We start from the raw sequence: 26,243 nt of genomic DNA, 5'->3' as shown, positions 1-26,243 counted from the left end.
CCGTTAAGAGACAATTCATTTTAATGAGCGTAACTATCTTCAAATATCATCTTCTATTTGTAGTGCTTCTGCTATTTTCCTTTACGGGATTGAATGCGCAGCGGCGGACTTTTCGGGCGGTTGTACAAAACAGCAGCACAGTTAAGGCTGATAGTCTAAATGTAGTAAAAGATTCTGTTGAATCGCCAAACCAGAAAGTCTTGGCATCTTTGAACCCTGCGTTACAGAATCAATATCGGATCGTAACCGTAAACGGGGAAGGGCTGAAGGTTCATAACATTTATAATTTTGATGTACAGCAGTATTTTCAGGGTGAATTAAGAAGTAGTAATTTGGATCGGCAATATGGCACGCTCAAGGCTCATCGTGAAAATTGGATTTTATTTACAGTTCTCGCATTAATTTTTGGTGTTGGGATGATTCGGGTATTCTTCCCGTCAGATATCAAATTGGTTTTTCAGGGCTATTGGGACGATCGGGTCTTACTATCAGTAAGTAAGGAGGATACGATCCTGACATCTTGGCCATTTATTTTTCTGTTTATATTATTCTCTGGGGCAATGGGCTTATTTGTAAGTCTATTTTATGCGTATGAATTAAATAGATTAGATTTTATTACTTTTCCCAATTATATGAAGACTGTGGGAATGGTTGGCGCTTTGTTTGCACTAAAAATCGGGTTTATTCGGTTCTTATCCTTTGTGTTTCAAATCAGAAAGTTGGTAAAAGAATATGTGACCGTGCTGTATCTGATTTATTTCAATACACTTTTTTTAATGCTTCCTGTATTATTAATTTTGAGTCTTGTGCCGTTGACATCGGTGGGTGTGGTGCTGCATTTGGCCATCGTTGGAGCGGCCTTACTCTTTTTCTATCGATTTCTTAAGACAGCGACTCATATTATGTCCATGTATAAATTTTCAATTTCCTATTTAATTTTGTACCTTTGTTGCCTAGAAATAGCACCAATATTAATACTGTTAAGATTATTGAGCTAAAACTGGTTAATATGCAAACTTCAGACGTAGAAAGAGCAAAGAAGGTAAAAAGTGTACTGGTGACTTTACCAAAACCTGAAAACGATAAGTCCCCTTATTATGATTTAGCAAAGAAATACGGGTTAAAATTAGATTTTCGAGGTTTTATACACGTAGAAGGAGTTCCTGCCAAAGATGTGCGTAGGGATAAGGTTAATTTAGCAGATTATTCTGCCGTAATATTTACGAGTAGAAATGCTGTAGATCATTATTTTAGAATTTGCGAAGAGATGCGGTTTGAAGTGTCTGCAGAAATGAAATATTTCTGTATTTCAGAGACGATTGCCCTTTATCTTCAGAAGTATATTCAATATAGAAAACGGAAGATTTTCTTTGGTAAACAGACCGCGAAAGACCTTGAAGAGGTATTGAAAAAACACAAAGGGGAGAATTTTTTGTTCCCTTGTTCGGATGTTGCTAATGAGGAAACAAGTAATTGGTTACTACAAAACGGCTATAAATTTACACCAGCTGTGCTTTTTAGAACTGTGGTAAGCGATTTGACGGATTTGAAAGATGTTTTCTACGATGTTATCGTGTTCTTTAGTCCTTCAAGTGTACAGTCCTTATATGATAACTTCCCTGATTTTAAGCAGAATAATACAAGGATTGCAGCATTTGGCGCTTCTACGCAACAGGCTCTTTTAGATCACGGATTAATTTTAGATATCCCTGCTCCAACACCAAAAGCGCCAAGTATGACGATGGCTGTCGAAGAATATATCAAAAAGGTAAATAAGTAGTAGCCTAACATAAGGTAAATAACAAAAAAAGGGTTCTTAAGACCCTTTTTTTGTTATTTATGCAATTTTAAGGACCACAAAATCGCTAAAGACTTCTATGGGGAAGGGCGTTTTATCATTCCGAATCGATGTCGGTACGACGACAATTTTACGTATCGGCAGATGATCAATAGCTGTGGTATGTTCCTCTTATAAAAGATAGATGAATAATATGTTTATCTTAAGGGGGTAGAAATGGTTGCGAGTCGAATCGATGATGTTAAAATGTAATAAAAGTGACGAAGGTCATGGAGATTTTAAATATATTTCTATTAAATTGCTAGGAGTAATTTGTTCCAATTAAAAATAAAGCATAGACAATATTTTTAAAATTTGATAGAAATATTTTTTTTATGTTTGTAATTAAGCAAAATTAGTCAGTCGTGAAGTTAAAGCAAGTTGATAAAATTTCGGGCATTCAATCAGAGGACTTCTTAAAGAATTATCTGAAACCAGGTTTTCCTGTAATTATATCAGATTTTATCAGTGCAGAAAGTCCAGCATGGAAGAAATGGAGTTATGATTACTTTAAGGAAATCGCAGGAGATATAAAAATAGATGTCTATGGAAAAGAGGAGGAATCAATGGACCGTGCTGCCAGTGCTCCTGTTGGCCATATGACATTTGCAGAGTATTTGGATCTGATCACAAAAGAACCTACTGAGTTACGGTTGTTTTTGTTCAATCTGCTCAAAATACGTCCTGAACTGAAAAACGATGTTATTTATAATGATGTCACGGGAGGTAAGGTCTTGCAATGGTTGCCATTTATGTTCTTTGGTGGAGAGGGGTCAAGTACCCGTAATCATTTCGATATCGATATGTCACACGTATTTATCTCTCAATTTCAAGGATTAAAACGTATTTGGCTTTTTCCGAATGATCAATCTGATTTGATGTACAAATTGCCCTACAATTTTCATAGTATTGCCAACCCAAAATATAGTAGTGAAGAGGAATATCCCGGAATTAAGTACCTAGAAGGTTATGAAGCAGTCATTCATCCTGGCGAAACCTTATATATGCCAGCAGGCTGGTGGCATTACATTCAATATGAGACAGAGGGCTATTCGATTTCTGTTAGGGCATTAGCAAATTCGATCAGTGAAAAGTTGAAGGGGGCGCGTAATCTGTTTATCACGAGACATTTTGACAATACCATGCGAAAGATCTTCAAAGACCATTGGTTCCACTACAAAATCAAAACGGCGAAACGCCGAGCCAATAATGCAATCAAAAGAAACAAACGTTAATATAGAAAGGGGAATTTTACATTCCCCTTTTGTTTTTAAATACACTTTATGTACCACTGATGTACCGCATTTAGTTTTATCTCTCCCTATTAAAGCCTTTGTTGTACTTATTCTTCTGCATCAGCCCATTTACTCGCTTCCCGGTAGAATATTGTATAAGGGTCGCTTGGATAAACTACCGTGTCCGGATTATGTCGAAATGGAATAGCCGGATTAAAGATTTCCTGAAGAGTATCCCGCAAGAATTCGACAAAATTCTCTTTCTGGAAAGCAAGGAATTCATCGGTCAATACCCCTTCTTTACCACTGAATAATGTGCCCTCTTCCCGCATTTTACGCGCAACATAGAGATGGGGTTCAAGTTGTTTTCTTCCTGTCTTCTGTTCGAATACATAGGCATAAAATAGGGTTTGGACCATCGCCTTATTTTCGGTGTTTGGCGCAAATACCTGATCAATTCCTTTAAACATGATCGAATCACCACCTGTTTTGTAATCGACAATTCTACTGATAATACGATCGTCGTGTGTTACGACCTCGTCTACCCGGTCAATAATACCGTAAAGTGTGACCTGTTGTTCTTCTCCATTGATCTGAATAGGAAAGGGCAGTACATAATCGTTGTCATTCTCGAGTTCAATAATCCGAAATGCTTTGTAGTTGTTGATGTCATATTCGAGATACATCTTGACATACTCGCAGGCAATTTTCAGCATGATCCGCTGCAAGCTGTTTAAATCATTTGTTGCCTTTAATTCGATCTGATATTGCAGGCCTATTTCACGGATCACCTGTGCCTCTACCTTGTCGAACTGCTTCTGCAAGACACTTGTGGGCGTAAAGTCCTGTTGTCCTTTGAACGGTAGGAATATCTTCTCCATCACATTGTGGATGACAGTTCCCAGTTTATTCATCTCAAATTCCTGAGAGATGGAAGGGGGCTCTTTAATGCCGGCAATATGTTTTAGAAAAAATTGCAACGGGGACTGCAGATAAGTCGTCAGTGCCGTTGCAGATATCCGTTTCTGGTTGACGATAAAGTCCTGGTACATCTTTTCCCAAACCTCGCCACGCTTCTCAATAACAATTTCTTGGGCTTTATCCGCAAATTGAATGGTCTGTTGCTGAATTTTTCGGTCAAATCTAAATTTACTTTCAAACTCCAGCTGTTTGATAAAGCGACTTTCTTCGCCAGTAGAGCTTTCGTCAACCAAGCCATTGTAGAAAATATGTATTCCTTCACTGTATTGAAAATGGCGATAAAATAAATAGGCCGACAAGGCATCCTGATTTTCTAATATGGGAAGCCCATAAGCACTTCTTAGGCTGTTAGGAATAAAAGTAGGTGAATTTGACGTTTTGGGTAGAATGCCTTCATTTGCTCCTAGAATATAGACGTTGTCAAAATTTAAACAACGACTTTCCAAGAGCCCCATTATCTGAATACCTTCTAGGGGATCACCTTCTATGGCCGAATTTATTGGGGCGATGGCTTTTTTAATCAAGCCGATTTGGAAGCTGATACTTAATGGAGCAACAGTTTCAAAGCCCAATAGCAGCTGATTCAATGTTTTCTTTGTTTCAATCAGGAGGTTGTTGTCAATTTGGCGGATACGCTCCTGAGAAGAAATACTGTGCAACAGATCATCAACGAGCAGGATGAGCGAGGGTATCAAATAGGCTGAATTGTCAATCGGTACAAAAAATTGAGGCAAAGAGCTTTTGATATGAAGTTCCTCCAATGCGATCTCAAAGAGCTGTTTATCGGTAATCTCCTTCTGAATCTGAAGTTTGTCGGCTAAAGAAACCATACTGAGCGGATGGTTGATGAAGGTTTCTATTATCTGATAAGGAATCTTCCGTTTCTTGAACTGGGATATCTCCAAATGGACTTCCAGCCATAGGTCTAGTATTCCGTAAATAGGAGACTGTGTCAAGGGATATCCTGTTGTGATATTGGGTTTGACCTCGGGTAGACTTTGCAGCAAAGGGACAAGTAGGTTTTCATCCGCTAGGAGAATGGCGGATGTTTGTTCCATTTTATTATTGCGTTCGAGAATGTCATACAGCAATTTTGTTTGGCTGATCTTTCCGGTGCTGGCATATAGATTTACGGTTGAGGTCCTATTGCCAATAATATTCGGGCTATCGCCTAAAGCGTTGACCAAACCTGTTTGAAAAATATTACGTCGAATAAAAAGGCCGGCCTCTTGCATCGTGTCTTCGAGGTAATAGGCATCGGCATCAAAGTAGAATAATGCACGGCCTTCATCCTGCCATTGTTTAAATAATTTTGTTTCGGCCTTGTTCAGTGCATTGAAACCGACAAAAAGGATGTGCTGGAAGGAAGATGCAAACTGCTGATGCGTAGCCTTACCTTCAACCAGATCACGGTAGACTGTCGGATAGTTTGTTTGGCCCTCTGTTTTAAGCTTTTCTTTGAATCGATCATATAATACGGGCAGTCTTTTCCAAAGTTGAAGAAAACGTTCTTGTACTCCACTATGCCCCGCAATAGAAAAAGACTGCCAAAATTGACGGATAAACCCTTGCTGCTCTTGTGTGAGATGTTGAAAAGCAAGGTCGATTTTGGTATTGTCATAAAGTTCTAAGTAAATCTGCTCGATGGGGACGAGGTCGTAATCCAGTTGGCCGAAGTCGCTCAATATAATTTCGGCAATCGGATAAAATTCTTCCAGCGCTTCTGGTAGTTTGCCTTCAGCGACCAATAACTCATTATGAATATTAAACAGGTGGAAAAATTGGGTTAAAGGACTGGCTTCGGTATCATCGGTCGAAAGCCTAAGAAACTCTTGGATCGTAAAGAACTGTGGCGACCAAATGGCCTGTCCGTACACTTCAGAAAGATGTTTTTTGAGATAGGTAATTGGCCGTTTATTATTAAACACGATGGCTATTTCACTCAGGTCGTTTCCAAAACGCTTTTGAATGTCTGCTGCTACTAATTTTAGAAAGGCTGTTTGCATCGTGCTGTTATTTTACTTCAGTTAATTGATTTGATTTCGCATAGTAGAGATAGGCTTTAACGTTGCTGTAGCCCAGGTTCTCCAAATTCTTTTTATAATTGTCGACTTGATATTTGTGTCCGATATAATCTGTCTGTGTGAATTTAAAATCCAGTACAATTGTTTCCTCTTTGGAAGTGAAGACTTTATCAGGACGAATGGTCTCTCCTTTGGCGGTAATGATGCTCGCTTCGTTCCAGATTTTATAGTTTCCTGTGAGCCATTTATTGATCATGGGGTGCTGCCAGATCTGATTGATTTCCTGCATGAGAAAAGGCTCTTCTTCCTTGGAGAGGATGCCTTCCTGAATCAGCTGGCGTACCAGTTTGTGGATATCTTCTTCCTTTGAAATTTGGGCCATAATATCGTGGGCCAATATGCCGTACTGCGCGGCTTTCTCCAGCATCATAATATCGTTGATGTTGCGCGTACTGGATTTTTCTAAGGCCATTTCCAATTCTTTGGAAATGGGATAATGGCGAAGGGAAATAATATTGTTTTTTTGAGCCTGACTTTTTTTTCGTTCGATTATCTGATCGATATATATGCCTCTTTCTTCCAGTGTAAACGGGGATGTTGAAGTCTCTAAGACCTGATAGAGTACATCGCTGATATATTCATCTTTGATATCATAACCAGTAATTTCGCCCGTCTTCTTGTCAACAGATTCTTTGAAGGAAGGTGCCGTAATATAGAGGTGTTCAACAGCACGTGTTGTTGCTACATACAATGTATTGAGGGCATCCATGTAGTTGAACAGCATCTCTTCAAAATATTGCTTGAAAAATACTGATTTGCCGACCGTGGAAGTATATTTTATTGGAATTTTTCCCAATTGGGCAAAAGGGGTATCTGATGTCTCGATCCAAAAATCGCCATTAATCATGCCGTCAAGATCCCACGAACAGAATGGAATCATCACAACATCATAAGCCAGGCCTTTTGATTTGTGGATTGTCGTTACCTCGATCGCATCAATTTCTCCGTTGGAAGGGAGCACAGCCCGATTGCCATCCTCTTCCCAAAATTCCAGGAACTGTATAATGCCACGTTCGCCATTGGTGGAGAAAGCTGAGATCATATCCTTGAAAGCTAGGAGGTAGGGGAGGTGGATATTGTCTTTGGTTGTAAAACCGTAGATTTCAATAAGTTTCTCAATTAAATGGACTAAAGGCTGCTTCTGTGCCATTTCCCAGGAGTCAATCAGCGCCTCAGGGAGATAATCTTTCAGGGTACGGATGTCATTGCTAGCAAATTTTAACCATGCATTTTGATCGATTGTCTTATTTTGAATATGCTGGTAGAGATAGACCATCTTTGCTTTATGGATGGTATGTTTGTCCGAATTATAGACTAAAGCCTTCAACGTTTCGATCAATAATCCTACAGCATCATTGCTCGCTAGGGATAATGCATCGCCTGATATCACTTCAAATGTAAGCTGTTGCTCTTTTTTGAAATCCATGAGCTTTTGGATCACCAATTTAGCCTGCGCATTACTCCGTACCAGGATACCGATCTGTTGAGCCTGATAACGACCGCTGCCGATCCAGTCGCCTATTTTTTGACATAGCTGCAGGAGCGATTCTTCAACAACCTGATTTCTTCGATAGCGTCCATCAGTGACAGGAATGTAGGAGATTTCAATAGATCCTAACTGGTCAAGTTTTCCTTTTTTATGCTCAGGGACCTCTTGTTGACTGTTTTCATAAGCTTTGACCAACATGTTGTCATTGCCGGCAGAAATCCACCACTGTTTACCTTCTTCATCGAGGTTTTCGGATACTTTTTCATTCAGTACCTGCTGTAGATGTTGGGGAATACTACTAAAGAGGTAGTTGTTTAAATGAATGATATTTGGAAGACTTCTAAAGTTGGTGTCGAGGCTCCCGTTTTCGATAAAGGTTGTTTTGCTATCCTCGTCCAGGTGAAAGGTATGACCAATCTGTTGTTCTACCTGTTGGAGTAAAATTCGCCAATCACCATTTCGCCAGCGATAGATACTTTGTTTGACATCACCAACGATCAGGTGTTCGCTCACTGTGCCCTTGGCATCGGCCAATGCATTAATCAAAAGCGGACTATAGTTTTTCCACTGAATACGCGAAGTGTCCTGAAATTCGTCAAACAAAAAGTAGTTAAAACGATTGCCAATCTTCTCCCAGATAAATGTTGGATCGCTATTTTCATCCAATCCGAGTTTGTTTAATAGAATTTGTGAGTCAGAGATTAATTGAGCGCCATTGTCCCGTCGCCATTGCGTCAGTAAGTCGCTCATTTCCTTGAGCAGGCGTAGATAATAGAGATTATTTTGTACCGCTTGATACGCAATGTAAGCGGATAGATTATCATGTAGCTTCTGGAAAGATGCCAGGATGGGGCTGAGTGCGGCGATAAGATCATAACGTATATTTTTGTCACTATCTGTAAAAGCATCCTCATTATCGATCAATTGGAGGTATTTTTCCAATACTTTGGCGATTTCAGAAGCGCTCAGTTTTTCCGTTTTTTTGTTGGTTTTGCTTGCGGAGATTATTTTGTTGCGCGATTTGCCTTTCAGGTCATTTTCGGAGATGTTAAAATTTTTGAACGTTTCACTAAACGCTTCAATCGTCATGGAGAGCGCTTCGGTAAAGGAGTTTATCTTCTGTTCAACCTCCTGATTCAGGAGATTAAAAACCTCCTTGGGATTAGCAGAGTTGATATAGCCGTCAAATTCCTGGAAGTTTTCAGAGAAAATAAGGCTTGCCAAACTCATTAATTGTTGGCGGTAGTTCCAATTTTCATTTTTTGCTATTTTCTTTTCCGCATACGCTATAATCCAGTCAAGTAAGTCGGGGCGTTCATCCAGCAATTGATTAAGCATGACTGTTAAGTCATTTTTCACTTTATTGACATTCATTTCAATCTTATAAGCTGCATCAAGATTGAGTTCATAAGTAAATGCACGAATGACTTTTTGGGAAAAACCATCAATTGTACTTATGGTAAAATGACTATAGTCATGTAGGATACGACGGTAGACACGGTAAGCTTTCTCTTGTATTAGATGCGGGTTCCAATCTGGCTGTTGCTCGAGAAGAAGCTTTCTGAAATCTTCAATTTTAGGGCTACGATCGCCTGTTGCCAAGCCATGGAGTACCGAAAGGATACGTTCCTTCATCTCAGCGGTTGCCTTATTGGTAAATGTGACCGCCAAAATCTCCTTATAGCTATTCTCGTTGGATAGTAGGAGTGTGAGATAGTGTAAAGTTAAGCTAAAGGTTTTTCCTGAACCGGCCGAAGCTTTGAGTATTTTTAATGGCGCAACAGATTTCATAGAATGAAGGTAGAAAGTAAAAAGTGAATTGGCAAAAATGTCAGTGACTATTTCGAAGGGAAAGTACACAAACGGTTCATCCTGTTTACATTTGGTAAAATAGCTTTTTTTTGAAAGTGTCTTATTTTATTGGCTAGAAAAAACTTTCAGTTTGCTATCATTGCTGTTGGTATCTGCGAAGTCACGAAAGTTTTGAAGAAAAGGGCTATTTTGTACACTGATTTTTTGAAAGACTTGTTTCACCTACAGTATGGTAAGAGCAAAATCTTAACGTGCGTAGGACGTGTTTAACCTGAAAGTGGTTACTGAAAGAAGCTAACCCTGTCGTTTTCAGTGAAGTTTTATTAAATTATAACGCTGATTAAAAAAAAATAACTATCTTTGCATCCCCTCTAGTATGAAGCTCGGGGGATATGTTGAATACATAAAATAAAATTAAAAAATGGCAACTAAAATCAGATTGCAAAGACACGGTAAAAAAGGACGTCCTTTTTACCACGTAGTCGTAGCGGATTCTCGCGCTCCACGTGACGGTAAATTCATCGAACGTATTGGTTCTTACAACCCAAACACAAATCCAGCAACTATCGTTTTGGATTTTGAAAAAGCTTTGGATTGGATGAATAAAGGTGCTCAACCAACTGACACTGCTCGTGCTATCCTTTCTTACAAAGGTGTTCTTTACAAAAAACACTTGCAAGGTGGTGTGAAAAAAGGTGCTTTTGATGAAGCTGCTGCTGAAGCTAAATTTACAGCTTGGACTGACGCTCAAGAAGCTAGAATCTCTGGTAAAAAAGATGGTTTAGCACAAACTAAAGCTGAAGCTAAAAAAGCTGCTTTAGTGGCTGAAGCTAAGAAAAAAGAAGAAAAAGCTGCTGCTGTTGCTGCTAAAAATGCTCCTGTAGCAGAAGAAACTGCTGCTGAAGAGACTGAAGCTCCTGCATCAGAAGAAACTGAAGGTTAATTCTTTCATAAAGTATTCGAGAAAGCCGACTCAATCTTGAGCCGGCTTTTTTTGAAACAGCCAATAGGCTAATCGTTTGCCAAATCATGTCTCACAGCTAATCGCCAAATAAGAAAAATATGACTATTGATCAATGCTTTTACATCGGTTACATCAGTAAAACAAGAGGTCTTAAAGGAGAAGTACAACTGTTTTTTGAATTCGAAGAATACGAGAGTTTGGATATCGATGTTGTCTTTGTAGAAGTGAACAAAAAGCTTGTTCCTTATTTTGTTGATGCCATTAAATTTCAAAAAAATAGCACTGCTTATGTAACATTTGAGGATGTGGATCATATCGATAAGGCTCAGGTACTCGTTCGTAAAAAGCTATATCTTTCCAATGATAAAATGCCCGAGCGAGACCCGGATGATTTTAGATATACTGATTTAATCGGATTTTTAGTGATCGATGAAAACCATGGCGAACTGGGGCAAATAACAGATGTTCAGGAATTCCCACAACAATTTGTCGCCACAGTAGATATGGATGGCAAAGAACTGATGTTTCCGCTGTCCGACGATTTGATCTTAGGAATTGATGGCGAAGAGGAGATCATTGAAGTTGAATTGCCTGAGGGATTGGTCGATCTGTATAAGGAATAGGCATATCCCCAAGCTTATTCAATTGAATATCCTATACTTACTATTGCAGTAATTTCTTATCTTGGTCCTTATATATTAATATTACTATTGGGCATAATTATTAATTGATTTTGAAACCGTTATTACTGCTGTTATTCACACTCTCATTGTCTTCGTGTACTTTCTTTGGGAAGAAAAAGGAGTTTCCTGAAGGTAACTACCAAATGATATTGGGCTATCCAAATGATGAGTATCATAAATTAAAAAGAGAATCTCCCCAAAATGTGGAGGCAGATACCTATGGTAATGATCCTATTCTATACCGATCCTTTCTTTCGCTTCATGATAAGGACCAGTTTGTCATGGCGATTGATGATATCTTACTCTTTGGTAAGTACAAATTTGACGGTGATAGATTAGAATTGACGGATGAGAAAAAAGGTAGTGTCGCTTTGGATATTGTTAAAATAAAAAAAGATTTTGTTCAGCTGAGAGGTGATTTTTCACAGTTTAGCTCAGCACGTATACCCACTAGTGAAAGACTTTATATCAACTTTGTGTTAGATAAAACCCTTATCCGGGAAACGCCCAGTAAATTTGATAGCCAAGTGAATTTATGGCGAAATGCTCCGGTAAAATCAGAAAGTGAAAAGGAGATAAAAGCGAGGGCCTTGAATTTCGTAGATTATTCTATCGCTTATTTCCAACACATATCAAGCTCTGGCACCCATCACGATTATCGAATGGATGGTGTCGAATCACCAATTATTTATGCCGAGAATGGCATTGTGCTCAAGGCATGGGCAGATGTTCCTGATTCTTGGAAGGAATTATTTTACAACGAAAAAGAGGCATTAGTCGCCTATCACTATTTATTTGACGGATTTAAATATGGATCGAAAGAAGAGTACCATGTTCGGGGACTCTTATTGATCACATTTTATCTCAAAAATTTACGGAATTCTTTGGCAGCTAATCTTTAGCCAATGTTCTTGTGGCATAGTCAATCTCTTCGCTGTCTATGATCCTCGATCGTTAATTCTACTGGTTTTTCTAGGTCTTTAACTCTTGGTAGCGCGAAGAATCCTGTCGTTGCATGGACACAAAGCTAAAGTGACGTTGAAACATCGTTTATTGAAGTCTTTTTGCTGCTATTTTTGCCTTTTCGAAAAAATATTTTTGTCTTTTGATTTTTTAAAACGATATTAGCAACGCTTATAGAGAAAGGCCGAGGGAATAGACCCGTTGAAGCCTTAGCAACCTGTATTGTTCAAGGTGCTAAATTCTACCCTACTCCATGTGGGAAAGATAAGTTACATGTAGATAAACGATTCCTCGACGTGTGCGTTTCGATGTAAGCCAACCAAACTAAAAACAGTTTTTTAATGAAGATTATCGATCATATCCAGAATGCCAAAGGAAAAACATTGTTTTCTTTTGAGCTATTGCCACCGGCGAAAGGGCAGGGCATCCAAAGTATTTTTAAAACCATGGATGAACTGATGGAGTTTAAACCTCCTTTTATCGACGTCACCTACCATCGGGAAGATTATATCTATAAAGAGCATGCGAGTGGATTACTGGAACGTGTTTCCTATCGTAAACGTCCTGGGACAGTGGCGATATGTGCGGCCATCATGAATAAATATAAAGTGGATGCGGTGCCACATTTGATATGTGGGGGTTTTACAAAAGAGGAAACTGAAAATGCATTGATCGATTTGAACTTCCTGGGGATAGATAACGTTTTGGTGTTGCGGGGTGATGCACGTAAGGGCGATGCCGATTTTATACCAACCGATGGTGGACATGCTTTTGCAACAGACCTATTGGAACAGGTAACCGATATGAATAAAGGAAAGTATCTGCATGAAGACATTATCACGTCGGAAAAGACTGATTTTTGCATCGGAGTAGCCGGGTATCCCGAAAAGCATTTTGAATCTCCAAATTTCAATACTGATTTTAAATATCTGAAACAAAAAGTCGATATGGGAGCAGAGTTTATTGTGACTCAGATGTTCTTTAATGTTGAAAAATACAAGGAATTTGTAACAAAATGTAGGGACAATGGAATCCATGTGCCCATTATTCCGGGATTAAAACCACTGACAACAAAAAAGCAATTGGTGACCTTGCCAAGAATTTTTCATTTAGATATTCCAGAGGAACTGAGTGACGCTGTCGCGGCATGTAAAACGAATGCCGACGTCAGACAGGTAGGTGAAGAGTGGTTGGTACAACAGTGTCAGGAGCTGATTAAATTTGGCGCTCCGGTATTACATTTTTATACGATGAGTAATCCTGGTCCAACAAAGAAGATTGTTGAAAAACTAGCCTAACTCATAAAATGATAAAAAAGGGAGCAGATAAGCTCCCTTTTTTATGATAATATTCATTGTGAAAGCCTGAAATAGGTTGAAAGTCTCGGCAGCGTGGTTTAGGTCGATCTCTATATTCAGTGTTGAATAGCCTGTTTACAGTCAGGTACTGGTGTTAAATAGTGTTAATTCGTGTGTCGGAGTCAGGATAACTTTTTAACTTAAAGTGCTAAAAAGGATTTTAACAATAGACCAATTGACCTTATGACGTACAATAGATTAAATTCTCTACTCGGTTTTGCTTGCGGACTAATTGCCACCTGTGTATATATCGCTACAGTTGAAAAGACGGTAAGCTGGTGGGATTGCGGTGAATTTATAGCCTGTGCCTATAAATTGGAGGTGGCACATCAACCGGGAGCACCATTGTTTCTTCTTATTCAGAATATATTTTCTAATCTCGCTTTAGGGAATAAGGGGCAGATCGCCTATTGGATGAATATAGGTTCTGCAGTTTGCAGTGGAATTACTGTTACCTTTTTATTTTGGACAATAACCGCCATTGCTAAAAAGCTACTCAACAAAGACAAACAAGCTTCTTTGTCAACCTACCTGCAGATCTTCGGCGCAGGAGTTGTCGGTACAATGGCATTTAGTTTCAGCGATTCATTTTGGTATTCGGCAGTAGAATCTGAAGTTTATGCAATGTCTTCCTTATGTACAGCAGTTGTATTTTGGGCAATTTTAAAGTGGGAAGTCCGTGCAGATGAAGACGGTAGCGATCGTTGGCTGGTTTTTATTGCTTTTGTTATGGGGCTTTCGATCGGAGTGCATCTATTAAATCTTTTAGCAATCCCGGCTATCGCGATGGTTGTTTATTTCCGAAGAGCGAGACAGGTTAATGCGAAAGGGACAATAAAAGCTTTCCTCGTCGGAGTGCTGATCTTGGGGGCCGTTTTGTGGGGAATTATTCAATGGTTAGTCGGTCTAGCGGCTAAAGTGGATCTCGTATTTGTGAACTCATTGGGAATGGGATTTGGTACCGGAATTTTTTTCTCGTGCCTATTATTGGGGGGATTGATAATTTACGGTCTATATTATTCCTATAAAAAGCAGAAATATACACTCAATACAGCCTTGCTGGTTCTTTGTTTTGTTTTATTTGGATACAGTTCCTACACCATGGTCATGATCCGAGGGAAAGCAAATCCATCCTTGAACAATAATGCGCCGGATAATGTATTTTCTTTTTTAGGATATTTGAGCCGTGAACAATATATACGGGAACCGTTACTCAAAGGACCTTATTATGACTCGCAAGTGGTTGGCGTCGATAGTAAGACGAGCTATCGGAAAGATAAGTCGGAGTATGTTCCCTTCACACAGGTAGACAAATATCAATTTGATAAGGAAACCTTTTTCCCGCGTATCTATAGCCAAGATGGAAGCCATCAAGCTTATTACAGAAGTTACCTCAATTTGAAAGAAGGGCAACAGCCAACGTTTTCCGATAATTTTAAGTTCTTTTTTAATTTTCAACTGGGAGATATGTATACCCGATATTTCTTATGGAATTTTGTGGGTAGACAGAATGACAGGCAAGGATATGGGACCTATAGTGACGGCAACTGGTTGTCGGGGATCAGACCATTGGATAATTGGCGTTTAGGGGGGCAAGATAAAATATCTCGATCGCAGGAGCATGACCCGAGCCGGAACACTTATTTTTTTCTTCCACTGCTACTCGGAATAGCTGGTGCGATCTGGTTGTACCGAAACAATAAACCTTATACCTTGGTACTGACCTTGCTGTTTGTGTTTACGGGGGTAGCGATCGTAGTTTATCTCAACCAAACTCCTATGCAACCCCGGGAACGAGATTATGCTTACGTGGGGTCTTTCTATGCTTTTGCGATCTGGATTGGGCTGGGAGTAATAGCATTTGTTCGGTTTTTCAACCGTTTTGTACAAACACGTTACGCTTTAGCGACAGGTATTTCTTTTGCGCTGTTGGGAGGCCCTATTATTTTGGCTCATCAAAACTGGGATGATCATAATCGGTCCGAAAAATCGTTGGCAAGGGATATGGCACGCAATTATTTGGAATCCTGTGCTCCAAATGCTATTCTATTTACCTATGGCGATCATGATACATTTCCTGTATGGTATTTGCAAGAAGTAGAGGGCGTACGTCCGGATGTTCGGGTTGTCGTGTTAAGCTATCTCACAGGCGATTGGTATATGCAACAGGCCAAACAACCCACGTATCAAGCGGCAGGGCTCCCCGTGACGATTCCCGCTGAAAAGACGAAAAAAGGCGTTCGTGATTATATCCCTTTCGTAGATAGACAACTTGACAATGCGGTAGATATACAGCAGTTATTGCAGTTTGTCACATCGGATGATCCGGAGTATAAAGTTCAGCTGAATTCCGGTGATATGGAAAACTATTTCCCTTCCAAGAAAGTCCAATTGCGCATTGATAAAGACGAGGTGGTTAAGAAAAATGCGGTTCCGGCGTATTTTCAGGGAGCTATAGTTTCTGCAATGGAATGGGAAATTCCGAATGATCATCTGACCAGGTCGGATTTAACCCTGTTATCCGTGCTTGAAAATAATCATTGGGACAGACCGATATATTTTTCGAATATGCTGCCAAGTGATATTAAGTTGGGACTGGATAAATACCTGGTCAATGAGGGCTTTACTTCTCGATTGATGCCTGTCACTGCTACAGATCAGTCGACAGGAAAACGAAGTGAGCAGGGTGGGCTAGTTAATATGGAGGCGTTATATAGCAATATTATGCATACGTATCATTGGGGTAATGTTAAAAATGCACAATACTTGGATACAGATTCGTTCCGCTTTGCAAGCATGTACGCCCGTGATATATTTGGAAAAGCTGCCCGAATGCTTTTAGCCAATGGCCAGGTCAAACAAGCTGGGGAGGTGGCAAAAAAAGCATACGATCAATTGCCCGATCGCGTATATGCGATGTCGGACGCCATCAATTATGCCGATATTATCGATAGTCTGTATCGCTCGGGGCAACCTCAGCTGGCCAACAGGATGATGGACCGTAACCTTGACTATGTCGCTGAAAATATGGAATACCTACATCAATTGGTAATGGATAAGAAAAACCTGAGCTTTGAGTGGAATGATATTCAGACCGGCTTGGACTCTGTAGACCGGTATAAGGCTATTTTATTGGAAGTAAAGGATACCAAACGATTGGCACGTGTTGAGCAGTTGAGGCAGCAATATCAAAATTGGTACGGCGTAGAATAATTTTGATGATGAACTGAACCAAATTACCAGGCACGCCTAATGGGGCATTGGATTAACGTATTTGAGATAAGAAACCAGATGAGGCCTCTTCTAAAATATTGGAAGAGGCCTCGATACATATAGGATAGGGAATGAGCCGAGTTATTAAAATTTCATGCCGACTCCAAAGCCGAGCAGGAAGGGGTTGATGTCAACTTTTGCCGGTATGGATAGGTTGGGGGCGAGGTTTGACGCATCCACATTGACATCGGTCTTTAAAAGAATATACTTAGCATCTAAATTCACGAAATATTTTTCAGATAGCTTAAAATCAATTCCCAGTTGAGTCGCAAAGCCGAAAGCATTATCATATTTTACATTTTTAACCGTTTGCCCCGCATTGACGCTATAGAATATGGTGTAATTTATTCCCGCTCCTACATAGGGTTTAATGGCACCGTCGGGGAGGAAGTGATATTGCGCTGTCAGTGTGGGAGGGAGGAGCCATACACTCCCAAGATCCACATTGCTGGATGGACTGCCACCAATGGCAGTTAAATTTGAACCTGTTGTATTAACTTTATGTTTTGTAGTCCCAAGGATCAATTCCGCCGCAATGTTTTTTGTGAAGAAATAGGTGAAGTCAAGTTCAGGGATAAATTTCGTATTGATGTCGACGTCTCCGCCTATGGTATTAATCTTGGCCGATTCGTTTGGCATGACTGTCACACCTCTGAGTCTCATTTGCCAGCGTTGATTAGGGATTGTTTGTGCCTGTAAACTTAGTGCGCCTAGGGTAAGTGTTAGTGCAATTAAAAGTAGCTTTTTCATATCATTAAGGGTATTTTGTTTGCTGTAAAACTATTGCTAAAATCAGGGCAAAAGAGTGACGATAATCAGGTTGAAAAATGAATGATACGATGTTTTTCCTATTGCAGATGATGTACCTTTATAAATTACTGTTGTAAAAAATAGGAAAGTATGGGTAGGTGTAAATCCGCTGTAATAGTTTTTCAAGCCACATTGGGATAATAGGGCTATTACACGCATTTGTCTCGCCTGAGGACGAGCAAACGTTATGAAAGTATGTCATTCGCGCAACTGCGGATTGTGCACCAGAATAACTGCTAGGAGAGTTGGGGGCAAGTGGGGGACTGGAGTCTCGTTTAGCAGGGCTAATGGGGATACAAATCCGGTATGTCAATGCATATTGAATGGAATAGGAACGCTCCTAAAATAGAACAGGTCGGAATGAATCCGACCTGTTCTATTTTAGAAGTTACGGTTTTACGCATTTTTCTTCACTTCCTTACCCCAGGAGTCTTTTAATGTAACCGTACGGTTAAAGACTAGATGGTCTGGCGTTGACTGTGTGTCTAATGTAAAATAACCCAATCGTATAAATTGATATCCCTTTCCAGGCGTAGCGTTAGCCAGATCCGGTTCAATGTAAGCACGTTGGATAATATGTAAACTTTCAGGGTTGATCGATGCTTTAAAATCTTCTGCAGCGGCAGGATTTTCATCATTGAACAATCTGTCGTACAATCTTACTTCGGCTTCTTTCGCATGTGGAACCGAGATCCAATGGATTGTTCCTTTAACTTTTAATCCTGAAGTATCTTCTCCTGATTTTGAGTTTGGAACATAGGTACAATGAACTTCCGTCACGTTTCCGTTTTCATCTTTCACAAAATCATGACAGGTAACGATGTAAGCATGTTTCAAACGTACGGAAAGCCCAGGGCCCAAGCGGAAGAATTTTTTTGGTGCATCTTCCATAAAATCATCGCGCTCTATCCAGAGCTCTTTTGAAAATGGAATGGAGCGTGAACCTTCACCGCCTTCGACTTCAGGGTTATTCTCACCAATAAGATCCTCTACCTGACCATCAGGATAGTTTGTGATCACCAATTTGATTGGATCAAGGACAGCCATTCTGCGCCATGCCGTTTTGTTGAGATCCTCACGGATACAGAATTCCAAAAGACTGACATCGATCATGTTTTCACGTTTTTGAACACCGATTTTTTCACAGAAGTTGCGGATACTCGCCGGTGTATACCCCCTTCTGCGCAATCCTGAGATCGTAGGCATGCGCGGGTCGTCCCAGCTTTCAACAAACTTATCATTGACCAGTTGCAGTAATTTACGTTTACTCATGACAGTATAGGTCATATTCAAGCGTGCAAATTCGTATTGTTTGGAAGGGAAAATCTCCAATTTATCTATACACCAATCATAAAGTGGGCGATGTGGAATAAATTCCAATGTACAGATGGAGTGTGTAATTTTCTCAATGGAGTCTGATTGGCCATGTGCAAAATCATACATCGGATAGATACACCATTGATTCCCCGTTCTGTGGTGATGAGCGTGCTTGATGCGGTATAATAAAGGGTCGCGCAAGTGCATATTTGGGCTAGCCAAATCAATCCTTGCCCGAAGTACTTTTTCGCCATCTTGGTATTTACCGGCGCGCATATCTGCGAATAAGGTCAAATTTTCTTCAATAGACCTGTCGCGATATGGTGTCGGAACACCGGGTTCTGTTGGGGTACCTTTTGCTGCTGCAATTTCTTCAGCAGTGCTGTCGTCCACATAAGCTAGACCTTTTTTTATTAGCTCAACGGCATAACGATATAGTGTCTCAAAATAATCTGAAGTATATAATTCCTCTGCCCACTGGAATCCAAGCCATTGAATATCTTTCTTGATGCTTTCAACATACTCGGTATCCTCAGTGACAGGGTTAGTGTCATCAAAACGTAGATTAGTCTTGCCATTATACTGCTGTGCTAATCCAAAATTCAAGCAGATGGATTTGGCGTGACCAATGTGGAGGTAACCATTTGGCTCAGGAGGAAAACGTGTCAATACACGTCCGCCATGCTTTCCTGTTCGAAGATCCTCTTCGACAATTTCCTCGATAAAATTTAATGATTTTTCTTCACTCATAATACAAAGTTAATTATTCGTAGCGAGATATTAGCTAGGAGATCGTAGATATTCGCCTTAGTATGAGTGATTGAATGTGCTGGCTGTATCGGTAAGAATGGGAAGACGTAATAAGGTTTGGACCCACAATAAAAAAGGGACGAAATTTCGTCCCTTTTTACCGATTTTTATTACTACGCTATTTATAAGCGAAGACTTCACCTAGCTCGTCATTATTGGTAAACGTACAGTGTTGATCGATCAATTCTCCAGTGCCGATATTGATAATCATGCCATGCACGGCAAGATCATCACGCTCTTTCCATGCATTTTGAATGATTGACGTCGCGCACAGATTGAAAACTTGCTCTTGTACATTGAGCTCGATTAAACGATCTACTTTTTTATCATGCTCTTGGATCGCATCAATCTCTGCACTGTGTAAGCGATATACATCTTTGATATGACCCAACCAGTTGTCAATAATACCGTACTGCTTGCGGCTTAAAGAGGCTGCTACACCACCACAGCCATAGTGACCTGCGATAATGACATGTTTTACTTTCAAAACATTGACCGCATAGTCTAAGACGGAAAGCATACTCATATCGGAGTGAATGACCATGTTGGCAATATTACGATGAACGAATACCTCTCCAGGCTTTGTACCTGTCAATTCATTTGCAGGTACTCGGCTATCGGCACAACCGATCCAAAGAATTTCTGGATTTTGACCTTTAGAAAGCTGTTGGAACCGCCCTGTAGCATCATTCTTTACAAACTCCATCCACTCTTTATTTCCCTTAATGATATTGTCAAATCCTATTTTTAAATCTTTATTTTCCATATTCTTCTTATTTCACTCTTGCCCGAAGGCATCGTTTCAATTTTATTATAATAATACAAATGTCTAAATTCATTGTTTACTTCAAACAACTTATTTTTATTGAATAGCTGTTCTTGCTATTCAATAACCGTCTCCCCCCCATTTCAATCCAGCTTGCTAGCCGACCAATGGAAGGGAATGGCCTACGAGATACGTCAAAGGTCCGTATCCTATGAAGGTTTCTTATAGACCACCTGCAAAAGTTCGATGTCTTTGCCTTTACTTCTGGCATTCTGTTCAAAATCTTTGATGACTTCGATGACATCCTTGTCTATAAATTTACTGAATGTCCCATCGATTCGGATCTTACTGATCGATTTTGGTAAGCTGTACAATTTTTGTTGGATAGGAACCTTGTTCAAAAATGATACTTCCTCCGCTAATGTAATGACAGCCTTATCTTCTTCATTGTCTTTTTCAATATTATATTTAAAAGCATTTTTCATATTGGCTCTTAAGATATAGAATGTCGCCACGACAATACCTATCCCTACCCCCATAAGGAGATCGGTAAACACAATCGCTACAATGGTGACAAAAAATGGGATAAATTGATCTAAGCCTTTTTTGTACATTGAGGTGAATAGACTTGGTTTAGCCAATTTATATCCTGTATGGAGAAGGATGGCCGCCAGACAGGCCAAAGGAATCATGTTCAGCATTGTTGGGATAGCGAGCATAGCGACCAATAGCCATATACCATGCATGATGGCAGATTGCCTTGTTTTTCCGCCTGCATTGACGTTTGCTGATGAGCGTACAATGACGGAGGTCAACGGCAGACCGCCCAGAAGTCCACTGGTCATATTTCCGATGCCTTGTGCAACAAGTTCGCGGTTGGTTGGCGTATTTCTTTTGTAGGGGTCTATTTTATCAACGGCCTCGATGCTCAATAAAGTCTCTAAACTTGCAATAATTGCAATCGTAAATGCAGCTATCCACACATCTTTGTTGACAATCTGTGTAAAGTCCGGGAGGGTAAATAATCCTGTGAATTCAGCAAAAGAACCGACAATAGGGACTAGTACAAATTGCTTGTCATGCAACTGGAATGCTGAGCCGTTGAAAAGATAAGCTAAACTTACGCCTAGCATCACGACAACCAATGGGGCTGGCACCTTGTTGAGCTTTGGAATAGATGGCCAAAAGATTAGGATCGCCAATGACAAGGCGCAAATGATCAATGCACCAAAGTTGATCGCAGAGGCTATCGTGTCAAAATAGGCACCGATACCATGACCATTGTCCATTTCGAAGGCATGTGTTTCCACTAAGCCCAATGCCAAAGGAATCTGCTTCATGATAATTGTGATACCGATCGCAGCAAGCATACCGACAATGACTGCTGAAGGGAAATAGTTTCCGATCATCCCTGCTTTTAATATACCGAGAATAACTTGTACTACACCGGCAATCACGACGGCAAGTAGAAAGGTTTCATATGCCCCTAGGCTCTGAATAGCACCTAAGACAATAACTGTAAGACCAGCAGCTGGCCCACTTACACTGAGTGGTGATTTACTGATTGAAGCGACAACGATTCCACCAATTACACCAGTCAATAATCCTGCAAACAATGGCGCACCAGAGGCCATTGCAATTCCCAAACATAATGGAAGTGCCACCAAAAACACCACAACACTAGCAGGGAAGTCATATTTTAAGTCTCTTTTCGATAGTTTCAGAAAAGCCGACGTACGAGTTCCAAACATAAAATTTGTGTTTATCTGTAAAAAATTTTCATCAGGCGACCTTTAACTGGCGTTGTATCATGTATACCGTTTGGCGTTCAACAGCATAACAAAGCGTTAGTGCCGAGCCAAATCAACGATAACATCAACAGAGCCAAAGCCGATTACTTCAGAAAAATCAAAGATTACCGCACATACTTTACCTTTAGCATGCGGGTTGACGGGATACATCCCTAGGGATGCCTTTATGAATAGTTAGGAGGCGGTGTTGGAACCGTAGGATGGAAAGGTAAAATGCTTTTCTCATTTTTAAGATAATTCTTCTGTTTTCCTTGGTTCTCAACGAGAATGGTTTCAAATACAATAGGTTCTTCTGTTTTTGTATTGAAAAATTTTGAGGCAGTTTCAAGTGTATCATTACTTGCGCCGTTATTGTTTTCGATTTCCAGTTGTAAAACGACCTGTAAGATGGTACTTTGATCTAAGCTGTTTGAAAAAATAGGCGAAATAGAGATGGCCATCTTTGTGAAAAAGATGATAGCACAAAGGAATGCTGCCACAAATCTAAACTGCTTATTTAACATTTTTTATTACCTTTAATCTTACTGTTTACATCGTAAAAATAGTAATTCTATGTTAAATTCAAATTAATAGTGCACTAAAAATAAAATTTGGCACGAAATTGTGACGAAGAGATTATTTTTTGAAAAGTTTTCAATTTTTATTGATTTATAAATATTAAGCCTTTTGTATGGCAAATAAAGAACAATTTATAGAGAAGGTTCAAGCTTCCTATAATCCCAAAGGAGCGTTTATCTATCTGGGAGCGGGAATGCTTAATGGCGAAATTTTGGCTGAGGCAAAAGTGAATTTAGCCTTGAAAATGATGAACCGTCACGGACTTATTGCAGGGGCTACCGGAACCGGTAAAACACGTACGCTACAATTGATCGCTGAACAATTGTCGGATGCCTCTGTACCAGTATTTATGCTGGATGTTAAAGGTGACCTATCGGGCCTAGCAGTGCCAGGGGTGACCAACCAAGCCCTTATTGATCGGGGAAATGCCGTGGGGGTGCCGTTTGAGCCATCGTCGTTTCCGGTAGAACTGTATTCACTGTCCGGCAATAAGGGGATTCCGATGCGGATTACTGTAGAAGATTTTGGGCCCGTCTTGTTGGGCCGGATACTCGAACTTAATGAAACACAGACCGGCGTATTGGCTGCGATGTTCAAATATGCACAGGATCACCAAATGCCGTTGATTGATTTCTCAGATACGAAGAAACTGCTTACTTACCTTTCTGAAGGACCCGGCAGCGAAGAAATCAAAGGTGATTATGGTAAGATTAGTTCGGCAAGCTCGGGAACCATCCTGCGTAAGATCGTCGCATTGGAACAGCAGGGGCTAGCGCATATCTTTGGTGAGAAAGAATTTGATATTAACGATCTATTTCAGAAGGTAGATGGTAGGGGTGTGATTAGCCTATTGAATATTTCTGACGTGCAAGATCAGCCGGTTCTTTATTCTACATTCTTATTGAGCTTATTGGCACAGCTATTTAAAAATATGCCTGAGGTGGGTGACTTGGACAAACCCAAGTTGGTCTTCTTCTTTGATGAAGCCCACCTGCTGTTCAATGGGGCTCCTAAAGCCTTTTTGACTCAAGTGGATCAAATCATTCGCCTTATCCGTTCGAAGGGGATCGGCGTTTTCTTTTGTACACAGTCTCCAACCGATGTACCTGAATCTGTATTGGCCCAGCTGGGTAACCGTGTGCAACATGCATTGCGTGCCTTTACGCCCAACGATGCTGAAAATTTAAAGAAGACTGTAAAAACCTATCCAAAATCCGATTTTTATGAAATTGATCAGGTCCTGACTTCTTTGGGTACTGGACAGGCATTAATCACAGTATTGAATGATAAAGGTATTCCTACAGAGGTTGTCGCTACACATTTGGTGCCGGCGCGTGCAGTTATGGGACCTGCAGATGATGCAACGGTTAGCCAAATTATCAATCAGTCTGATTTGCGGGCAAAATATCAGGAGCGACAAGAAAATCGCTCTGCGGCTGAAATCATAGACGAAAGAATGCAGGCTGCAGCACAGGAAGAACAACGCGCGGCCCAGGAAAAAGAAGCGGAAAAAGCAAGTCGGCCAAGCTCCAGAAGACAGACACCTCTAGAAGCTGCCCAACGAACGGCAACAACGACCTTAGCAAGAGAGGGAGTTAAGTTTTTGGGCAAACTAGCGACGGGTTTATTAAACGCATTCTTAAAAAAGAAATAATACTAATTTTTGGATTCTTTTCGTTTCAATACTATACTTTTGAAGGCGGAGCCGAACTTAGCTAAATTTGCTTTTGAGGGCAATTTTAGCTAAGTTTGCGGACGAAAAGAAAATTCTATTAACGCAATTAAATATGAGTAAACCAACCCTTTTGATTTTGGCAGCAGGAATGGCTAGCCGGTATGGTTCTTTAAAACAAGTAGATGGTTTTGGCCCACACGGCGAGACAATTATTGACTATTCAATTTACGATGCTATTCGCGCAGGATTTGGAAAAGTTGTATTCATTATCCGGGAAGAATTTCTGGAAAAGATGAAAACAGTATTTGATGAAAAATTGAAAGGTAAAATAGAAGTAGATTACGCTTTTCAAGATTTTGACTTAACAAAATTCGGTGTTAATCACGTTATCGAAAGAACAAAACCTTGGGGTACTGCCCATGCGGTGATGAGTGCTAAAGATAAAGTGCATGAACCATTTTGTGTAATCAATGCAGACGATTTCTACGGATCGGATTCTTTTCAGAAAATGGCCGAGTTCTTAACAACCGAGGTTTCTGATCAACAAATGTCGTTGATGGGCTTCCAGGTTGGAAATACCATGTCCGATTATGGCTACGTTTCACGCGGAGTATGTGAGGTTACCCCTTCTGGACATATGGAAAGTGTAACTGAACGTACAAATATATACTACAAAGGCGAAGGCGACGATCGCAAAATCGTTTATGAGGAAAATGGGGTGGAGACAGATCTAGATCCTAAAACCCGTGTTTCGATGAACTTCTGGGGTTTTACACCAAAGATTTTCGAAGTAGCCCAGGCGATGTTTCCTGCATTTGTTGAGGAAAATAAGGAAAATTTAAAAGCAGAATTTTTCATTCCTTCTGTACCAGATTATATGGTGAAGCATAAATTGGCTGATTTTAAGGTAATCCCAACTTCTTCGAAATGGTTTGGCGTAACTTATAAGGAAGATAAACCTATCGTACAAGAATCAATTTCAAAATTGGTGGCTGATGGAGTATATCCAGAAAAGTTATTTTAAGAGCTAAAAGAAATAGCTTATCTTTCACCTGTATTGTCAAGCAATACAGGTTTTTTTTTGACCTGTGCGCTAGATTACTTGAGCGGAAATAAATCTTTGATGAAAAAAATTCTTAAAGTGTTTGGTTATCTTATTTTAGGATTGTTGTCTTTTTGTGTGCTCTATATTGTTGCTGAATACAGTTTGTCAAGAATTTCGGCTCCAAGGAAAAATATAGACGAAGAGAAGACGATTCAGGTTTTTGTTCAGTCCAATGGTGTTCATACCGATATCGTATTGCCTGTCGTTAACGAAGAGATGGATTGGTCGCAACTATTTCCTTATGGGAATACGGTGGGGAAACATAGCGGATATCGGTATGTCGGTATCGGTTGGGGGGATAAAGGATTCTATTTGGATACACCAGAATGGAAGGATCTTAAAGCATCGACAGCCTTTGTGGCTGCCTTTGGATTAGGGGAGTCTGCCATTCATGTGACCTACTACAATTCGGTTCAGCAAGATGAATTATGTTTTGCTTATCAGATCAGTAAATCCCAATACCGTGATCTGATAAAATATATAGAAGATTCGTTGGATCGAAATCAAGCGGAAGCTATTTTGGTGAAAACAGATGCGCAGTATGGCGACTCAGACGCCTTTTACGAAGCAAAAGGAGCCTATAGCATGTTTTATTCGTGCAATACCTGGACCAATAATGCCTTAAAGAGAGCGGCGATGCCAGCAGGTATTTGGGCTACTTTGGACAAAGGAATCTTAAGTCACTATAAGGATAAGAAGTAGCTGGAAATGC

At 40.1% G+C, this 26,243-nt stretch carries 18 protein-coding genes and 1 riboswitch; of the genes, 11 read left to right on the top strand and 7 right to left on the bottom strand.

Features of this window, described 5'->3' with window-relative positions; genetic code table 11:
- Nucleotides 1-23 precede the first annotated feature (23 nt).
- The 3 genes from B4Z47_RS13470 to B4Z47_RS13460 all read left to right on the top strand — a co-directional run bounded on the left by B4Z47_RS13470 (nt 24) and on the right by B4Z47_RS13460 (nt 3,072).
- The gene (locus tag B4Z47_RS13470; protein ID WP_070570329.1) at nt 24-998 is read left to right on the top strand and encodes a DUF4271 domain-containing protein; all 975 of its coding nucleotides are present in this window, start codon (nt 24-26) and stop codon (nt 996-998) included.
- A gap of 11 nt (nt 999-1,009) precedes the next feature.
- Nucleotides 1,010-1,780: a uroporphyrinogen-III synthase gene (locus tag B4Z47_RS13465; RefSeq protein WP_046673642.1), complete on the top strand. Its 771-nt coding sequence runs from the start codon at nt 1,010-1,012 to the stop codon at nt 1,778-1,780.
- Nucleotides 1,781-2,202: 422 nt separating this feature from the next.
- Nucleotides 2,203-3,072 carry a cupin-like domain-containing protein gene (locus B4Z47_RS13460; RefSeq protein WP_046673643.1) on the top strand — a complete coding sequence of 290 codons (870 nt, stop codon included), beginning with the start codon at nt 2,203-2,205 and terminating at the stop codon, nt 3,070-3,072.
- A gap of 107 nt (nt 3,073-3,179) precedes the next feature.
- Here the strand turns inward: B4Z47_RS13460 and B4Z47_RS13455 are convergent, their stop codons facing one another.
- Together B4Z47_RS13455 and B4Z47_RS13450 are read right to left on the bottom strand one after the other, a co-directional pair.
- On the bottom strand, nt 3,180-6,059 hold the full coding sequence (locus B4Z47_RS13455; protein WP_070570325.1) for a PD-(D/E)XK nuclease family protein: 2,880 nt from the start codon (nt 6,057-6,059) through the stop codon (nt 3,180-3,182).
- A gap of 7 nt (nt 6,060-6,066) precedes the next feature.
- Nucleotides 6,067-9,417 carry a UvrD-helicase domain-containing protein gene (locus B4Z47_RS13450; protein ID WP_070570323.1) on the bottom strand — a complete coding sequence of 1,117 codons (3,351 nt, stop codon included), beginning with the start codon at nt 9,415-9,417 and terminating at the stop codon, nt 6,067-6,069.
- A 442-nt stretch (nt 9,418-9,859) separates the two neighbouring features.
- Between B4Z47_RS13450 and B4Z47_RS13445 the strand changes: the two genes are divergently transcribed.
- The 5 genes from B4Z47_RS13445 (at nt 9,860) to B4Z47_RS13425 (ending at nt 16,619) form a co-directional block, all read left to right on the top strand.
- Nucleotides 9,860-10,381, top strand: coding sequence for a 30S ribosomal protein S16 (locus B4Z47_RS13445; RefSeq protein ID WP_070570321.1), 522 nt, complete (start codon nt 9,860-9,862; stop codon nt 10,379-10,381).
- A gap of 119 nt (nt 10,382-10,500) precedes the next feature.
- Nucleotides 10,501-11,025: a ribosome maturation factor RimM gene (gene rimM / locus B4Z47_RS13440; protein WP_046673647.1), complete on the top strand. Its 525-nt coding sequence runs from the start codon at nt 10,501-10,503 to the stop codon at nt 11,023-11,025.
- A gap of 110 nt (nt 11,026-11,135) precedes the next feature.
- A complete protein-coding gene (locus B4Z47_RS13435) occupies nt 11,136-11,987 on the top strand; it encodes a hypothetical protein (RefSeq protein ID WP_070570361.1) in 852 nt (283 codons plus the stop codon).
- Nucleotides 11,988-12,216: 229 nt separating this feature from the next.
- A riboswitch (SAM riboswitch) is annotated at nt 12,217-12,319 on the top strand.
- Nucleotides 12,320-12,389: 70 nt separating this feature from the next.
- A complete protein-coding gene (locus B4Z47_RS13430; RefSeq protein ID WP_046673648.1) occupies nt 12,390-13,346 on the top strand; it encodes a methylenetetrahydrofolate reductase in 957 nt (318 codons plus the stop codon).
- A gap of 243 nt (nt 13,347-13,589) precedes the next feature.
- Complete coding sequence (locus B4Z47_RS13425) at nt 13,590-16,619, top strand: DUF2723 domain-containing protein (RefSeq protein WP_286727410.1); 3,030 nt, start codon at nt 13,590-13,592, stop codon at nt 16,617-16,619.
- Between the two features lie 144 nt (nt 16,620-16,763).
- Here B4Z47_RS13425 and B4Z47_RS13420 read toward each other — a convergent pair whose 3' ends face one another.
- From B4Z47_RS13420 to B4Z47_RS13400, 5 genes are all read right to left on the bottom strand, one after another.
- Nucleotides 16,764-17,429, bottom strand: coding sequence for an OmpW/AlkL family protein (locus B4Z47_RS13420; RefSeq protein WP_070570317.1), 666 nt, complete (start codon nt 17,427-17,429; stop codon nt 16,764-16,766).
- Between the two features lie 456 nt (nt 17,430-17,885).
- A complete protein-coding gene (locus B4Z47_RS13415) occupies nt 17,886-19,556 on the bottom strand; it encodes a glutamine--tRNA ligase/YqeY domain fusion protein (RefSeq protein ID WP_172462415.1) in 1,671 nt (556 codons plus the stop codon).
- Nucleotides 19,557-19,734: 178 nt separating this feature from the next.
- A complete protein-coding gene (locus B4Z47_RS13410; protein WP_046673652.1) occupies nt 19,735-20,382 on the bottom strand; it encodes a carbonic anhydrase in 648 nt (215 codons plus the stop codon).
- Nucleotides 20,383-20,591: 209 nt separating this feature from the next.
- The gene (locus tag B4Z47_RS13405) at nt 20,592-22,133 is read right to left on the bottom strand and encodes a SulP family inorganic anion transporter (protein WP_046673653.1); all 1,542 of its coding nucleotides are present in this window, start codon (nt 22,131-22,133) and stop codon (nt 20,592-20,594) included.
- A 224-nt stretch (nt 22,134-22,357) separates the two neighbouring features.
- On the bottom strand, nt 22,358-22,696 hold the full coding sequence (locus tag B4Z47_RS13400; RefSeq protein WP_239468770.1) for a hypothetical protein: 339 nt from the start codon (nt 22,694-22,696) through the stop codon (nt 22,358-22,360).
- 167 nt (nt 22,697-22,863) lie between these two features.
- On the opposite strand from B4Z47_RS13400, the gene B4Z47_RS13395 reads away from it, so the two are divergent.
- The 3 genes from B4Z47_RS13395 to B4Z47_RS13385 all read left to right on the top strand — a co-directional run bounded on the left by B4Z47_RS13395 (nt 22,864) and on the right by B4Z47_RS13385 (nt 26,233).
- Complete coding sequence (locus B4Z47_RS13395; RefSeq protein ID WP_046673654.1) at nt 22,864-24,405, top strand: helicase HerA-like domain-containing protein; 1,542 nt, start codon at nt 22,864-22,866, stop codon at nt 24,403-24,405.
- 133 nt (nt 24,406-24,538) lie between these two features.
- A complete protein-coding gene (locus B4Z47_RS13390) occupies nt 24,539-25,450 on the top strand; it encodes a sugar phosphate nucleotidyltransferase (protein WP_046673742.1) in 912 nt (303 codons plus the stop codon).
- A 99-nt stretch (nt 25,451-25,549) separates the two neighbouring features.
- On the top strand, nt 25,550-26,233 hold the full coding sequence (locus B4Z47_RS13385) for a TIGR02117 family protein (protein ID WP_070570357.1): 684 nt from the start codon (nt 25,550-25,552) through the stop codon (nt 26,231-26,233).
- Nucleotides 26,234-26,243 lie beyond the last annotated feature (10 nt).

Source organism: Sphingobacterium sp. UBA2610 (assembly GCF_002339225.1).
GTDB classification, from domain to species: domain Bacteria; phylum Bacteroidota; class Bacteroidia; order Sphingobacteriales; family Sphingobacteriaceae; genus Sphingobacterium; species Sphingobacterium multivorum.
This window is presented reverse-complemented; position numbering and strand designations above follow the sequence as displayed.